General features: G+C 32.0%; 12 protein-coding genes and 1 riboswitch. Of the genes, 9 read left to right on the top strand and 3 right to left on the bottom strand.

Annotated features, from left to right (window positions below):
• Positions 1 to 72 precede the first annotated feature (72 nt).
• From EB819_RS04315 to EB819_RS04300, 4 genes are all read left to right on the top strand, one after another.
• Positions 73 to 726 carry a YggS family pyridoxal phosphate-dependent enzyme gene (locus EB819_RS04315; protein WP_069798350.1) on the top strand — a complete coding sequence of 218 codons (654 nt, stop codon included), beginning with the start codon at positions 73 to 75 and terminating at the stop codon, positions 724 to 726.
• Between the two features lie 77 nt (positions 727 to 803).
• Positions 804 to 1,988 (top strand): sigma-54-dependent transcriptional regulator, encoded by a 1,185-nt coding sequence (locus tag EB819_RS04310; RefSeq protein ID WP_069798348.1) that lies wholly within the window; start codon positions 804 to 806, stop codon positions 1,986 to 1,988.
• Between the two features lie 109 nt (positions 1,989 to 2,097).
• A complete protein-coding gene (locus EB819_RS04305; protein ID WP_069798508.1) occupies positions 2,098 to 3,705 on the top strand; it encodes a M1 family metallopeptidase in 1,608 nt (535 codons plus the stop codon).
• A gap of 11 nt (positions 3,706 to 3,716) precedes the next feature.
• Positions 3,717 to 4,385 carry a hypothetical protein gene (locus EB819_RS04300; protein ID WP_069798346.1) on the top strand — a complete coding sequence of 223 codons (669 nt, stop codon included), beginning with the start codon at positions 3,717 to 3,719 and terminating at the stop codon, positions 4,383 to 4,385.
• A 130-nt stretch (positions 4,386 to 4,515) separates the two neighbouring features.
• On the opposite strand, the gene EB819_RS04295 is transcribed toward EB819_RS04300, so the two are convergent.
• Both EB819_RS04295 and dacB read right to left on the bottom strand, forming a co-directional pair.
• Positions 4,516 to 5,667, bottom strand: coding sequence for a sensor histidine kinase (locus tag EB819_RS04295; protein ID WP_069798344.1), 1,152 nt, complete (start codon positions 5,665 to 5,667; stop codon positions 4,516 to 4,518).
• A 32-nt stretch (positions 5,668 to 5,699) separates the two neighbouring features.
• Positions 5,700 to 7,049 carry a D-alanyl-D-alanine carboxypeptidase/D-alanyl-D-alanine endopeptidase gene (dacB, locus tag EB819_RS04290; protein WP_069798342.1) on the bottom strand — a complete coding sequence of 450 codons (1,350 nt, stop codon included), beginning with the start codon at positions 7,047 to 7,049 and terminating at the stop codon, positions 5,700 to 5,702.
• A 241-nt stretch (positions 7,050 to 7,290) separates the two neighbouring features.
• On the opposite strand from dacB, the gene EB819_RS04285 reads away from it, so the two are divergent.
• The 3 genes from EB819_RS04285 to nhaA all read left to right on the top strand — a co-directional run bounded on the left by EB819_RS04285 (position 7,291) and on the right by nhaA (position 11,241).
• Positions 7,291 to 7,731: a hypothetical protein gene (locus EB819_RS04285; RefSeq protein ID WP_069798340.1), complete on the top strand. Its 441-nt coding sequence runs from the start codon at positions 7,291 to 7,293 to the stop codon at positions 7,729 to 7,731.
• 130 nt (positions 7,732 to 7,861) lie between these two features.
• Complete coding sequence (locus EB819_RS04280) at positions 7,862 to 10,066, top strand: RelA/SpoT family protein (protein WP_069798338.1); 2,205 nt, start codon at positions 7,862 to 7,864, stop codon at positions 10,064 to 10,066.
• A gap of 2 nt (positions 10,067 to 10,068) precedes the next feature.
• Entirely contained in the window at positions 10,069 to 11,241 is a 1,173-nt protein-coding gene (gene nhaA / locus EB819_RS04275; RefSeq protein ID WP_069798336.1) for a Na+/H+ antiporter NhaA, read from the top strand.
• 42 nt (positions 11,242 to 11,283) lie between these two features.
• On the opposite strand, the gene namA is transcribed toward nhaA, so the two are convergent.
• A complete protein-coding gene (gene namA, locus EB819_RS04270) occupies positions 11,284 to 12,336 on the bottom strand; it encodes an NADPH dehydrogenase NamA (protein ID WP_069798334.1) in 1,053 nt (350 codons plus the stop codon).
• Between the two features lie 108 nt (positions 12,337 to 12,444).
• On the opposite strand from namA, the gene cdd reads away from it, so the two are divergent.
• Positions 12,445 to 12,924 carry a cytidine deaminase gene (gene cdd, locus EB819_RS04265; RefSeq protein WP_069798332.1) on the top strand — a complete coding sequence of 160 codons (480 nt, stop codon included), beginning with the start codon at positions 12,445 to 12,447 and terminating at the stop codon, positions 12,922 to 12,924.
• A gap of 81 nt (positions 12,925 to 13,005) precedes the next feature.
• A riboswitch (cobalamin riboswitch) is annotated at positions 13,006 to 13,211 on the top strand.
• Positions 13,212 to 13,326: 115 nt separating this feature from the next.
• Positions 13,327 to 15,243 carry a TonB-dependent receptor gene (locus EB819_RS04260; protein ID WP_069798330.1) on the top strand — a complete coding sequence of 639 codons (1,917 nt, stop codon included), beginning with the start codon at positions 13,327 to 13,329 and terminating at the stop codon, positions 15,241 to 15,243.
• Positions 15,244 to 15,273: the final 30 nt, after the last annotated feature.

The following is a 15,273-nucleotide window of genomic DNA, read 5'->3' as shown; positions in this document are numbered from 1 at the left end:
ATTGTAATATTACGATATATAATTTTCTAAACCAAAATTTTCTTCATAAATTTGAAAAAGAAATTCAAAATCATGTCTATTCAAGAAAATTACCATAAAATAAAAGCCCAAATTCCAGCAAACGTAGAATTAGTTGCTGTTTCTAAATTTCATCCTGTGGAAAAAATACAAGAAGTTTATGATTGCGGACAAAAAGTTTTCGGAGAAAATAAAGTACAAGAGCTTTTAACCAAAGTAAACGAACTTCCTGCTGATATTCAATGGCATTTAATTGGTCATTTACAAACCAATAAAGTAAAATATATTGCTCCTTTTATAGATACCATACAAAGTGTAGATTCTGAAAAAATATTATTAGAAATCAACAAAGAAGCAGTAAAAAACAATAGAAAAATTAAAGTTTTACTTCAAGTAAAAATCGCCGAAGAAGAAACCAAATATGGTCTTGAAATCGCTGAAGCCAAAGAAATTTTCAGTAATTATTTAGAACATCAATACCCAAATATTGAAATTCTTGGTTTGATGGGAATGGCAACATTCACAGACAACAAAAATCAAGTTAAATCAGAGTTTTTAGTTCTAAAATCTCTATTCGATGAACTTTCAACCTTCAGAAAACTCGAAACACTTTCTATGGGAATGAGTGACGATTTTGCACTTGCAATAGAATGTGGTTCTACTTCTGTAAGAATAGGTTCTGCCATTTTTGGAGTGAGAAATTATTAATCTTGGTATAAAATTTGGAAATCTTTATGTAAAATTCTATAAAATTAAATTCCAATATTATTTGTTAAATTTGCCTTATGCAAAAAGTATTAATCGTAGAAGACGAAAAAGCAATTTCTGGTGTACTGCACAGTATTTTATCAGATGAATTAACCAATTACGAAGTTTTGGTTGCAGAAGATGGTTTAGAAGCCTACAAACTCATCGAAAAAGATGATTTTGCATTGGTGATTTCAGATATAAAAATGCCAAAACTTTCTGGTACAGAACTTTTGAAACAAGCACTTCAATTAAAACCAGACACTACTTTTGTCATGATTTCTGGCCATGCTGATATTGATACTGCTGTAAATTCTTTAAGAGATGGCGCTTACGATTTTATTTCAAAACCTATTGATATTAATAGATTGATTACAAGCGTAAGAAATGCTCTTGACCGTAAAAATTTGGTTCAAACCACTAAAGTTCTTCAAAAAGAGAATACTCAACTCAAGAAAAAAGTCAACAAAAAATACCAAATGATTGGTACTTCTGAAGCGCTTTCTAAAATTCAAAATATGATTGAAAAAGTAGCTGCTACAGATGCAAGAGTTCTCATTACGGGTCCAAATGGTGCTGGTAAAGAACTGGTAGCCCATTCTATTCATGCACAAAGTGAAAGAAGCAGAGGACCAATGATTGAGGTAAACTGTGCGGCAATTCCATCAGAATTAATAGAATCTGAGCTTTTCGGTCACGTAAAAGGTTCATTTACAGGCGCTATAAAAGACAAACAAGGTAAATTTGAATTAGCAAATGGAGGAACTATTTTCCTTGACGAAATTGGCGACATGAGTTTGGTTGCACAAGCCAAAGTTCTTCGTGCGCTTCAGGAAAGCAGAGTTTCACCAGTAGGAAGTGACAAAGAAATAAAAGTAGATGTAAGAGTGGTTGCTGCAACCAATAAAAATCTACAAAAAGAAATAGAAGACGGAAAATTCAGAGAAGATTTATATCACAGACTTTCTGTGATAGAAATTTATGTACCACCATTAGATGCTAGAAAGGAAGACATTCCGCTTTTGGTAGAACATTTTGCTCAAATCATTGCAGATGAACAAGGAAATGCAGTTAGAAAATTTGATGATAAAGCGATAAAAGCACTTCAAAATTTCTCTTGGACAGGAAACATTCGTGAGCTGAGAAACGTAGTAGAGCGTTTAATCATTTTGGGCGGAAATCCTGTAACAGCAGAAGATGTAGCTGCTTTTGTAAGAAAATAGTATGTTAGATTTAGATCTTAGACACTAGAAAAATTTAATAAATTTATACACTAAACCACGCGATTTTGCGTGGTTTTTGTTATTTTTAAACATTGAAAATATTTTATTCATGAAAAAAATCGGTTTATTTCTTTTAGTTTTTAGTCAAATCAGCTTTGCACAAACTTTCACCAAAAAAGATACTTTAAAAGGTTCTGATACGGCGTTTAGAAATTTTTGGGACGTCAAAAAATATGAACTCAGTGTAGAACCTAATATTCAGGATCAATCAGTCAGCGGGAAAAACACCATTTTCTTTGAAATTACCAAAGATGTAGAAAACCCTACGTTTCAATTAGACCTTCAAAAGCCTATGAATTCTAAAAATTTCATGGGAAATTTTAATTATACCCAAGTAAAAACTGAAGACGATTTCATTTTTATAGAAACTCAACAAAGTTTCAAAAAAGGAGAAAGATATTACATGATTTTAGAATATTTCGGGAATCCTAGAATCGCAAAACACGCACCTTGGGATGGTGGTTGGGTTTTCACCAAAGATGAACAAGGAAATCCTTGGATTTCTGTAGCGCAAGAAGGAGACGGAACCAGCCTTTGGTTACCTTCAAAAGACATTTGGAATGATGAGCCAGATGAAGGCATAGAAATGAAAATTATTACGCCAAAAGATTTAATAGGAGTTGGAAACGGCAAATTAATCTCTCAAACCGTAGAAAAAGGCAAAAATGTTTTCACTTGGGAAGTCAAAAACCCTATCAATCTTTACAGCATTGTTCCTACCATTGGGAAATTTGAACATTTTTCTGAAATTTATGATGGCGAAAAAGGTAAACTTGATTGCGATTATTATGTACTTTCTTACAATTTAGATAAAGCCAAAAAACAATTTACTCAGGTAAAACCCATGCTTCAAGCGTTTGAATATTGGTTTGGAGCTTATCCTTTCTATGAAGATGGTTATAAATTGGTAGAAACGCCTTATTTAGGAATGGAACATCAGTCTAATGTAGCTTACGGAAATCATTATTTAAATGGTTATCTTGGTAGAGATTTATCTGGAACTGGAGTTGGATTAAATTGGGATTTCATCATTATTCATGAATCTGGTCACGAATGGTTTGCGAACAACATCACCGCAAAAGATCAAGCTGACATGTGGATTCATGAAGGTTTTACTTGTTACTCAGAAACGCTTTTTACTCAAAATTATTTGAACATAGAAAAAGCAGAATTGTACATTAAAGGAATCAGACAAAATATTGAAAACGACAAGCCTATTATCGGGAAATACGGTGTAAGAAACGAAGGAAGTGGTGACATGTATTACAAAGGTGCAAACATGCTTCACACGATTAGAACTGCGATAAATAATGATGAAAAATTCAGACAAATTTTAAGAGGAATTGGTAAAGATTTTTATCATCAAACAGTAACTACTCAGCAAATTGAAAATTATATTTCTGAAAAATCTGGAATAAATTTCTCCACTGTTTTTGACCAATATTTAAGAACTACTCAAATTCCAACTTTAGAATTTTCTCAAAACGGAAAAACGTTAAAATACAGATGGACGAATACTGTAGAAGGTTTCAACTTGCCTATTAGAATAGAGAATACAACTCTAACTCCAACCAAAGATTGGCAAACTATTAAACTGAAAGACAAAAAAGAGGTGAAGTTTAATGATAATTATTTTGTGGAATTTGTGAAGATTTAAAACTACTTGACATGGATTGGAGATTCAATACAATTTGGTTTGATAAAATTGAAAATAATCTATTATTTAGTAAGGATTATAAAAAAAATCAACTTTTATCTAACAATGATAACCCTTTTAATTCCGAATATTTCATTTTTTGGTACATGAAAGAAAAAAATCTAAATGATTTAATAGATTATAAGAACATTAAATATCTTGAATTAAATTCATCTAGTTTAAAAAATTTTGAAACATTTCAAAATATTCAAACAATAAAAAGATTAGATTTACACTATTGCACAAAATTGTTAACAGATTTTGGAATTTCTAAATTAAAAAATAGTCTTCAAATTTTACATGTAAATCAATCAAAAAAATTTACATTTAAAACAGAGCTAATTGAACTGAAAAATTTAAAAGTACTTTCATTAAATAACTGCGGAGAAATAGAAAATCTTGATTTTTTAGAAAACCTTCCAGATTTAATTGATTTTAGATTTGTCAATACCAATATTAAAAGCGGTGACTTAAATCCTATAATAAAACATAAAAAAATTAAATCTGTAGGATTTTTAAATAAGAGACATTATAGTCATAAAACTGAAGAAATAGAAAAAATACTTAATGAAAAGAAAACTGATTTAAAAATTATTAATGAATTTAAAGATGATTTCTTTACCTTTAGATATGATTTCTAAAACCTTCGGCTCCTAACGGAGCCGAACTTATTTTCTTTTTGCAAATTTTCTACAAACCTTCAATTCCTACGGAATTATAAATTAGTACAATAAACTCGGAACGTGAAACCCGAAACTTGAAACAAAAATTCTACGCTTTCAGCACAATTCTAAAAGTAGTTCCCTTTCCTACTTCGGATTCTGCTATTTTGATGTCACCATTGTGATATTCGTTGATGACACGTTTTGCCAAAGACAAACCGAGACCCCAACCTCTTTTTTTAGTAGAATAACCTGGCTTGAAAGCACTTCTCATTTGCGTATTGGTCATTCCAGAGCCAGAATCTTTTACATCTATTAAAACGTAATTATTTTTAGAATAAAGAGAAATTTCCAGTTTTCCCTCTCCTCTCATCGCATCTACCGCATTTTTCACAAGGTTTTCAATCACCCAACTCATCAAAATTCTATTGTGAGGAATCAATATTTCTCTTGCGGGAACTTTGAGTTCAAAATTCACTTTTCTGGAAATTCTAGATTTCAAATAATCAAAGTTTTGTTGAACCGTTTCCTTTAAATTCAAGTCATTCAATTCTGGAACCGAACCAATTTTCGAAAAACGCTCAGAAATGGTTTTTAAACGATTGATATCTTTATTGATTTCCCGTAAACCATCGTCATTTCTATTGGCATCGAGTTTCATCACTTCTACCCAACCAATCATAGAAGAAAGCGGAGTTCCGATTTGGTGAGCAGTTTCTTTAGCTAAACCAGCCCACAACATGGATTCATCTGATTTTTTGATGGTGCGCAAAAACCAAAAAGAAAATAAAAGATACAAGCCAATAAACAAACCTAATGCATAAGGATAATAACGCAAATAATTGAGTAAATCTGAGTTGTCGTAAAACACGAATTGGTTATTAAAATTGGGCAACTGAATTTCAAATGGAGGATATTTATCATCCATTTCGTCTATTTTCTGTTTCAGTTTTTCGGGATTGTTTAAGATTTCTTCGTCGATGTTTTTACTTTCAATCAGATTTCTATTTTTATCGGTAATAATGATGGGAATGTCTTTATTTTCGTCGATAACATTGAGTGACAAGTCATTCAATCGAGAATCTACATTATTGTCTTGAAGATATTTTACCGCAGTAGCAAGCGATTTTATCCTGTCGGTTTCTTTTTTCCTAAGATGATTGATTAAGAAATTAGAAGAAACAGCCAATCCTGCAACTATTATCGTTAATAGCACAAACACAAACCAGTTGTTTATCTTAGAAATAAAGTTGTTTCTCAAGAATTTATAATTTAAAATTTAATTTTTCAGAATTATTTCAAGTGATTCAAAACTTTATACAGCGCATCACTCAAATCATTGGCTTGATAATTATTCATAATAATTGCAAAAACATATTTTTGACCAGATTTAGAAGTATGATAACCTGCAAAAGCTCTGCAATCTTTTATACTTCCGCTTTTCATTTTCATACCATTTCCTTGCACTGGAAATCCTTCAAAATATTCAGAAAACCAAGGTTGTTTTTTTGCCCAAATCAAAGCTAAAACTTCGGCTCTCGTTGAAGCATAATTTTGCGGAGACAATCCACTTCCATCTACAAAATTAATCATTCTCTCATCTATTCCACGTTGTTTCCAGAAATTTTTAAGGTATTTCATTCCAATTTCAAAAGATGAATTTCCTGTTTTTTCTTTAGCCATAGTTTTCACAAAAGTTTCCCCGTAGAGATTGATGCTTTTTTTCAGAAACCAAAAGACCATTTTATCTAAAGTAGGCGACAAATATTCTAAAATCACTTTATTTTTAGGAAATGCTAAAGGATTTTGACCTTCAATTAATCTTTCAGAATTGATGATGATTTTTCCGTTAAAAGCAATATTTTGTTTATTTAATTCTGCCACAATTTCTAGCGCCAATTGTTTTGGTGGATTAGGTGTAGCTCCAGAAATCGTTATATTTTTTGCAGGAAGCGTGCCCGTTACATGCGCCACATCATTATAAGGAGTCGTAAAAATGATACTTCTGTCAGAAGTTCCTTCTGTTTTTGCATCATTCACAAAATGTACACCTTCTAAATTGATATTGAAATTTTTAAAATCTTTACCAAAAGTATTGATGTCAAATTGGTTTTCTCTCCAATTTACGCCCCAAACTCCAGCTCCGTAATAATTCCCAATGTCATTATAAGGCCATCCTCCAGGAATTTTTTGAAAATCAAAGTACGAATCATCTATAACCAAATCTCCAGGAATTTCTTTGATATTTCTAGACTTGAGTGTTTCTATGATTTTTGAAATAAAATGTTCTGGTTTATAACCATCATATCGCCAACTTCCCAAAGTAGGATCTCCATTTGAAAAAATATACAGATTTTTATCGAAGGCTATTTGAGTTTTGTATTGATAATTCTTTCCTAAAGTCTCTAAAGCCGCTGCAGCTGTAAAGATTTTCATGGTAGAAGCGGTAGACAATCCTTTGTTTCCTTGATATCCATAAACAAAATTTCCGCTTTCATTTGCTACATAAAAAGAAAGATTCCCAGAATACATAGGAGAAGACGCCAAAAGTGACTGAACTGCTTTATCTAAATTCTGTGTAACCGACTGTGAATAAAATATTTGCAAGCAAAAAACCGTTATAAAGGCAAAAAATTTCTTCATAAAGAATAATTGTTTTTTCAAATATAAAGAAAATAAAATGGATTACTTCCTCCTAAATAATTAAAAAAACAAAGAAATAAATGATTTATTAGCAATGTCAATTTATTAAACAATTATTTAATTAATAAAATAAAAAATGATTTTTGTCAATTTTATATTAAATTTTTATTTTTTAACATTTTATTATCATTTTTTTAGCGTATATTTAAATCATAATTAACCGACTAAAATTTTTAAAATTATGTCATACACAATTGTAGGGCTCTTCGGAAGCCAAGACCAAGCAAAAGCAGTTTCTGAAAGTTTAGAAAAAAAAGGTTTCAAAGACTCTGATTACATTGTTTACCTTAACCAAAGTAAACCAGTAGAAAAATCTTTTTGGAGCAAACTATTCACTGATGACATAGACCAAGAAGCTACCGCTGTAGATTCTTTGATAACTAGTGTGGCGATTAATAATGACACTGAATTACAATTAGCAAAAGACGCTTTCAGAGAAAACAAAGTAGTAAACACTTATGAATTACCCGAAGTAGATTTTGCAGAAGCAGTAGATTTAGATTACATTAAAAAAGTAGTTGCCCTAAAAGCAAAAGCGCTTATTTACGCGATGCCAGAAATTAAAACTTCTCATTCTGAAATGAGCACAGGAATAAATTCTGAAGTAAGTTCAAACACATAATTCTTCATATCAAATTAATTTTTCATACGAAGCCCGAAATTTATTTTCGGGTTTTCTTTTTAGGATTTACAGTTAAGCTTTTATCTTAAAGCTTTTTTTTGTATTTTCGTAATATTAAAGAGGCTCAAAGATGGTTTATGATTTAGAAAAAGAAAATAAAGAAATTCAGTATCGCTATAAAGATTTAATCTCTAATACGTACAGAACTCTTGATGAAGAACAGAATAAACTCATCAGGAAAGCATTTGATATTGCTTTAGACGCTCACAAAGACCAAAGAAGAAAAACGGGCGAACCTTACATCTATCACCCTATCGAAGTGGCAAAAATTGTTGCCAATGAAATCGGTTTAGGAGCCACTTCTATTGCTTGCGCATTGCTTCATGACGTGATTGAAGATTCTGAATATACTTATGAAGACATCAAGAAAATTTTTGGTCAAAAAATAGCAAATATTGTTAACGGATTGACTAAAATTTCGGTAATGAACCATCAAAACATTTCGGTTCAGTCTGAAAATTACAGAAAATTACTTTTAACGCTTTCCGAAGATTTCCGCGTGATTCTCATCAAAATTGCAGACAGACTGCACAATATGAGAACTCTTGAAAGCATGAGAGATGATAAACAAAAGAAAATCGCCTCAGAAACGGTTTACATTTACGCTCCTCTTGCTCACAGATTAGGACTTTATAACATAAAATCAGAACTTGAAGATTTATCTTTAAAATACAACAATCCAGATGTTTATTACGACATTGCCAATAAATTAGAACTTGCCAAAGATAATCGCGAGAAATATGTAGAAGAGTTCAAAAAAGAAGTTTCGGAGCAACTTAAAGAAGAGCATCTCAATTTTACCATCAAAGGAAGAGCTAAAGCCATCAATTCTATTTATAGAAAAATGCTGAAGCAAAACGTACCTTTTGAAGAGGTTTTTGACAATTACGCAATTAGAATTATTTATAAATCAGACGCTAAAAACGAAAAATTCATCGCTTGGAAAATCTATTCCATCGTTACCGATTTATACCACAGTAATCCACAAAGAATGCGCGACTGGATTACCAATCCACGTTCTACAGGTTATGAAAGTTTACATTTGACCGTTTTAGGTCCTGACAAAAAATGGATTGAAGTTCAAATTCGTTCTGAAAGAATGGACGAAATCGCTGAAAAAGGTGTTGCAGCCCATTATAAATACAAAGAAGGTTTCAAACAAAACAGTGACGATAGAAACTTCGAACAATGGGTTTCTCAGATTAGAGAAGTCATCGAACAACAACAAAACCTTTCTACCACTGAACTTTTGGATAATATTAAACTTAACCTTTATTCCAAAGAAGTTTTTGTTTTCACACCAAAAGGAGAAATTAAAATTTTACCAGTGGGTTCTACAGCTCTGGATTTTGCGTTTTCGGTTCACACCGATTTGGGAATGAAATGTTTAGGCGCAAAAATCAATGGAAAACTGGTTCCTATTTCTTACGTTTTGCAAAACGGTGACCAAATAGACATTCTTTCTTCTCAAAATCAAAAACCAAAGCAAGATTGGTTAGATATCGTTATCACTTCTAAAGCAAAATCTAGAATCAAAGCCGCGCTTAACTCCGAAAAAAACGGACAAGTTGCAGAAGGAAAAGAAATTTTCCAAAGAAAATTAAGACACGCAAAACTTAACTTTTCCGAGGAAGAAGTGAATAATATTCAGAAATTTTTTAATCATAAAACCTCTCAAGATTTATTTTTAAAATTCTACGATGGTACTTATGATACAACAGATTTAAAAAAATATGCCGATTCTAAAAGTGCTCTGAAAAATTTCTTCCAGAGATTTAGAAAATCATCCAACATCAATACTGCTCACGAAGAAAGTCCAACCTCAGATTTAGACTTAATCGTTTTCGGTAAAGATGAAGAAAAACTGAATTATAGCTTTGCCAAATGTTGTACCGTAATTCCAGGGGATAAAATTTTTGGATTTATCACGATTTCAGACGGAATTAAAGTTCATAATGACAATTGTCCTAATGCGATTAACCTTAGAGCCAATTACGATTATAGAGTTATGCCTGCAAAATGGGTTAATGAACAACGTTACAGCAGCAGAGTGAGAATACAAATCGAAGGAATCGACAGAAAAGGATTGGTTAATGACATTACTGAAGTGATAAGTAATGCCATGAATATTGATATGAAAAGTATTTCTATCGAAAGTAATGACGGTATTTTCTTAGGAACCATCACGCTAGAAGTTAAAAACAAAAGCCAACTAGAAGAAACACTAAAACAACTCAGAAATGTACTGAGTGTAACCCAAGTAAAAAGAATATAAATATGCTGATTACCAATTATTTTAAAAAATTTTTCCAAATAGCACAATCTTCAGGAAATTTATTGATTATCTGTGTTATCGTTTCATTAATGATTGCCAACTCTAGTTTAGGAGATGATTTTCAAAATCTGTTAAATTATCCAATTGGACCTTATTCTACAAGTCTTTGGATTAATGATGGTTTAATGGCAATTTTCTTCTTATTGGTAGGTTTAGAAATTAAACGTGAACTCATAGAAGGAGAACTTTCTAGCCTTAAAAACGCATCTCTTCCTATTTTTGCAGCAATTGGTGGAATGGTTGTTCCTGCATTAATCTTCGTATTTTTTAATTACGGAACAGAATACCAAAATGGTTGGGGAATTCCTATGGCAACAGATATTGCCTTTTCTCTCGCTATTATTTCAATGCTGGGGAAAAGAGTTCCCGCTTCTGTTAAAATTTTCCTTACTGCTCTAGCTATTGTAGACGATTTGGGAGCAATTGTTGTGATTGCGATTTTTTATACAGAGAAATTAGAATTCACATATTTAGCTTTGAGTGGTGCAGTTTTACTTCTTTTAATTCTTTTAAATTTTTTCAAAGTTAAAAAACATATTTTCTACATCATTCCAGGATTATTTTTATGGCATTTTATGCATCACAGTGGCATTCATGCTACTATCGCAGGGGTTTTATTGGCATTTACAATTCCTACAAATGAAAGCACTACAGAAATCTCGCCTTTAGAAAAATTAGAAGAAAAATTACACTTACCTGTTAATTATTTCATCATGCCGATTTTCGCATTAGCGAATACTAATATTCAGTTTAAAAGCGGAATGATAGAGGGATTATTTAGCAATTTCGGCTACGGAATTATTCTAGGTTTAGTTCTAGGAAAGGTAGTAGGAATCAATCTTTTTTCCTTCATTGCCATCAAATTAAAACTAAGCGATTTACCTAAAAAAAGCAATTGGTCTCAAATGATTGGTGCAGGTTTATTAGCAGGAATTGGTTTTACCATGTCTATTTTCATCGCGTTGCTTTCTTACAAAGGACACACCGAAATACAAGACGAAGCTAAATTTGCGATTTTGGTAGCTTCTGCTATTTCTGGATTTTCTGGTTACTTTTTACTGAAACTTTTAGCTAAAAAGAAAGTCACAATTTCTGATTATAAAGAAAATATTTAAGCATAAAAAAGGGTTTCTAAAATTTAGAACCCCTTTTTTGTTCTAAGGCTTACCTCTTTCGTATTGTGGTGGGAAGAAACTTACTTCATTATTTTCCCAAGAACTTTTTGCTACAAAATATGGATTTCTCAGAAGTTCTCTTGCTAACAAAATTACATCTGCTTCATCTTTTTGCAAAATTTCTTCGGCTTGAGTTGCATTGGTAATCAAGCCGACTGCACCAGTTTTTACTTCTGCTTCTTTCTTGATTTGATGAGAAAAAGGAACTTGATAACCAGAAAAAACATTGATTTTAGCACCAGAAATATTTCCACCGCTAGAAACATCAATTAAATCTACACCTTTTTCTTTCAAAATTTTAGAAAGCGCTACGGAATCTTCTACATTCCAACCGTTTTCAGCGTATTCAGTTGCAGAAATTCTTACAAACAAAGGAACATTATCGTTGAGAACTTCATTCACAGCCTCTACAATTTCTAGTAAAATTCTCGCTCGGTTTTCTAAACTTCCGCCGTATTCGTCAGTTCTCACATTACTTAAAGGAGATAAAAACTGAGAAATTAAATAACCATGTGCAGCATGAATTTCAATCACATCAAAACCTGCTTTCACACTTCTTACTGCAGCTTCTTTAAAAGCGTTTACCAATTCTGAAATTTCAGATTTTGACAAAGCATGAGGTGTTCTTTCACCTTCTAGATAAGGAATTTCTGAAGGAGCAACTGTAATCCAACCGTTTTCTTCTAAAGAAGTTTGTTTGCCATTCCAAGTAGAAGCTTTTCTACCAGCATGACCTAATTGAATCCCAATTTTGGTTTCTGTATTTTGATGGATGAATTCTACGATTTTTTTCCATGCTTCAGCTTGTTCATCATTCCAAATTCCGGCACATTTATCCGTAATTCTACCTTCTGGAACTACACCAGTCGCTTCTGCAATGATTAATCCTACTCCACCAAAAGCGCGAGTTGCATAATGTACCAAGTGAAAATCATTCACTACGCCATTTTCTGCAGAATACATACACATAGGCGCCATGACTACTCTGTTTTTTATTTCTAAATTTCTAAACTTAATTGGGGTAAAAAGTTTCATATTTATAAAATTAATTTGAGCCCAAATTTATCATTTTTACGCAGAAAATCACGATTAATTCTTTGGTTTCACAAAATTTTTGTAATTTTACTTTCCGATTTTTTTAAAATGGAAAAAGAATTAAGAATTAAATTTTCTCAAATAGAAAGAAACGAACTTTCAGACATAGAGAAAACCCTTCATGAAGCAGCTATCAATGCTAGAAAAAACGCTTATGCTCCCTATTCTCATTTCAATGTAGGTTGCGCTGTTCTTCTGGAAAACGGAGAAATTGTTACCGGTAACAACCAAGAAAACGCAGCTTATCCTTCTGGTTTATGTGCAGAAAGAGTCACAGTTTTTAATATAGGTGCCAATTATCCGAACGTAAAAATTAAAAAATTATACGTTATTGGTGGACCATCTAGAGAAGAGACTTTTACTACTGCCACTCCACCTTGTGGTGCATGCAGACAGAGCTTACTAGAATATGAGACGAAGCAAAATGAGCCGATAGAAATTTATTTTTCTGGAATTGATGGAGCGGTTTATAAATGTGATTCGATTAAAGATTTACTTCCGTTCTCGTTTGATGCTTCTTTTTTATAAAATCTAAATAGAAAACCTTAGGGTTTTCTATTTTTTTTGAAATATATAGACCAAAAATTTTCACAATTTCTGGTTTAAACGTACATTTGCAATGCTTTTGGTTTCCGATGTTTGTCGGAATTAAAATGGGAATTCGGTGAAAATCCGAAACTGTCCCCGCAACTGTAAATCGTGCTTCGATGAAAACCGAAGGAATTTTTTGCAAAAAAGCCATTATCTTATTTGAAAAGATGAGAAGGTGCAAAAAATGCGAAAGTCAGGAGACCTGCCAAAAACATTCATAATCAATACTTTCGGAGGAAAAGTAGAGAAATCCTGTAAAAAATGCAGTTCTTCTGTGGTTTTTCTTTATTTCTTTTCCAGAAAGTTATTGATAGCAGTCATTAACTTTAAAATTTAACAATGAAGAAAAACTTAATCTTCGCAGGAATTCTCTTTGTGACGGGAATTTCACAATTGTCAGCTCAAGAAAAAGAAGAAAAACTAATTCCAGAAGTTACCATTGCAACAAAAGCTAAGCAGCAGCTTCACAAAACAGGTAAAAATGTTCAACTCCTTACTTCTAAAGATTTAGAAAAATTCAAAGGACAAAACGCAGCAGAAATCCTTAACCAAGTCTCTGGTTATCAAATCACTGGAAACTTCAACAATGGTCCAGAACCGAAATCTCTAAAAATTAGAGGTGGAAAACTAGCCAACGTTTTGATTTTAGTAGATGGAATTCCGTTAAAAGACGTTACCGGAAATGATTATACCGCTACAGACCTTAGACTTTTTGCATCAGAAAATATAGAATCTATAGAAATTCTGAATGGAGCATCTTCGGTTTTATATGGTTCTAATGCTACTGTTTCTGTGATTAACATTAAAACTAAAAAATCTTCTCAACAAGCTTTAGAAGGAAGAATTGGAGCAAGAATTGGCAGTTTCGGAACTTTTGGGCAAAATATCAGCGCTCAAGGAAAAATCAATCATTGGAATTATCAATTCTCTGGTTCTAATGAAAAATCAGACGGAATTTCGGCAGCTCTTGGAGAAAATTTCGATAAAGATGGTTTTGAAAAGCAAAATGCAAATGCTACTGTAGGTTACAGCACTCAAAATTTCAATGTAACTGTAAACGCTGGTTATCAACATCATTATTATGATTTTGACAATGGTGCTTTTGAAGATGGAAAATACAAAGGCAATGACACGCAAAAATTCAGCGGACTCAATGCTCAATATTCATACGACAAAGGAAACATCACTTTTAATTCTAGAATTTCTGCGAATGAAAGAATCGTGAGAAATCTCAACAATAATACCTATCAAGACCAATACAGCTATCAAGGTCAAAATATTTTTGCAGAATTGTACAATCAGACTCAATTTTCAGAGCATATCAATTTAGTAGCGGGAATTCAGTATGAAACTCAGAATTTAGGTTCTAAATCTTTACCTTGGGGCGGAACTTCCATGCAAAATGTATTGACTCTAGGCGAAACCGAAATCAGTAATTTTGATGTTTTTGCCAATGCAAATTTAGCTTATCAAATTTTTCATTTGGATTTAGGTGCACGATTGAACAATCATTCTAAGTACGACAATCACTTTGTTTACAGCGTAAATCCATTTATTTTAACAGATTTAGACGATAATTTCCTAAAAATAGGCTATTCTTATGCTACTGCATTTATAGCACCTACTCTTTATCAATCTTACGGTTCATTGCCTTATGTTTTGCCAAATTTTGATTTAAAACCAGAAACCAATGCTTCGCATGAATTGGATTTCAGTTTTGGAAAGAAAGACAGAACTTTTGTGTTGAATGCAAGTGTTTTCAGCAGAAAAGAAAAAGATGTTTTCGTGTATAATATTGTAGATTTCAACACTTATGCTGGGAAATTTTTAAACGTAGACAGCAATAAAGTAAAAGGTGTAGAATTAGGAGTTCAATATCATTTCAATGAAAAAGTAAATGTAGGTGGTAATTTCTCTTTCGCTGAAAAAGACAATCCTGCAACAAGATTGCGTTCGCCAAAACAAAGAGCAAATGCTTTTTTAGAAATTTTACCGATTAAAAATAACAGAATCAATATTTCTTATCAATTTACCTCAAAAAGAAATGATGCGTACTATGATAGCAGTAATTTTAGCACAAAAAACGTAGAATTAGAAGCGTTTCATTTGTTTAACCTGAATATCAATCAGAAAATCACCAAATCTCTAGATACTTACTTAAACGTAGGAAACGTATTGAATACCAGTTATACAGATGTCATCGGTTTTACCACAAAACCTAGAAATATAACTTTAGGAGTAGAATATAAATTTTAAGGATTAAATTTTTATTCCACTTGTGTTTCG

The sequence above is a fragment of the Cloacibacterium normanense genome (assembly GCF_003860565.1).
Classification (GTDB): Bacteria; Bacteroidota; Bacteroidia; order Flavobacteriales; family Weeksellaceae; genus Cloacibacterium; species Cloacibacterium normanense.
This window is presented reverse-complemented; position numbering and strand designations above follow the sequence as displayed.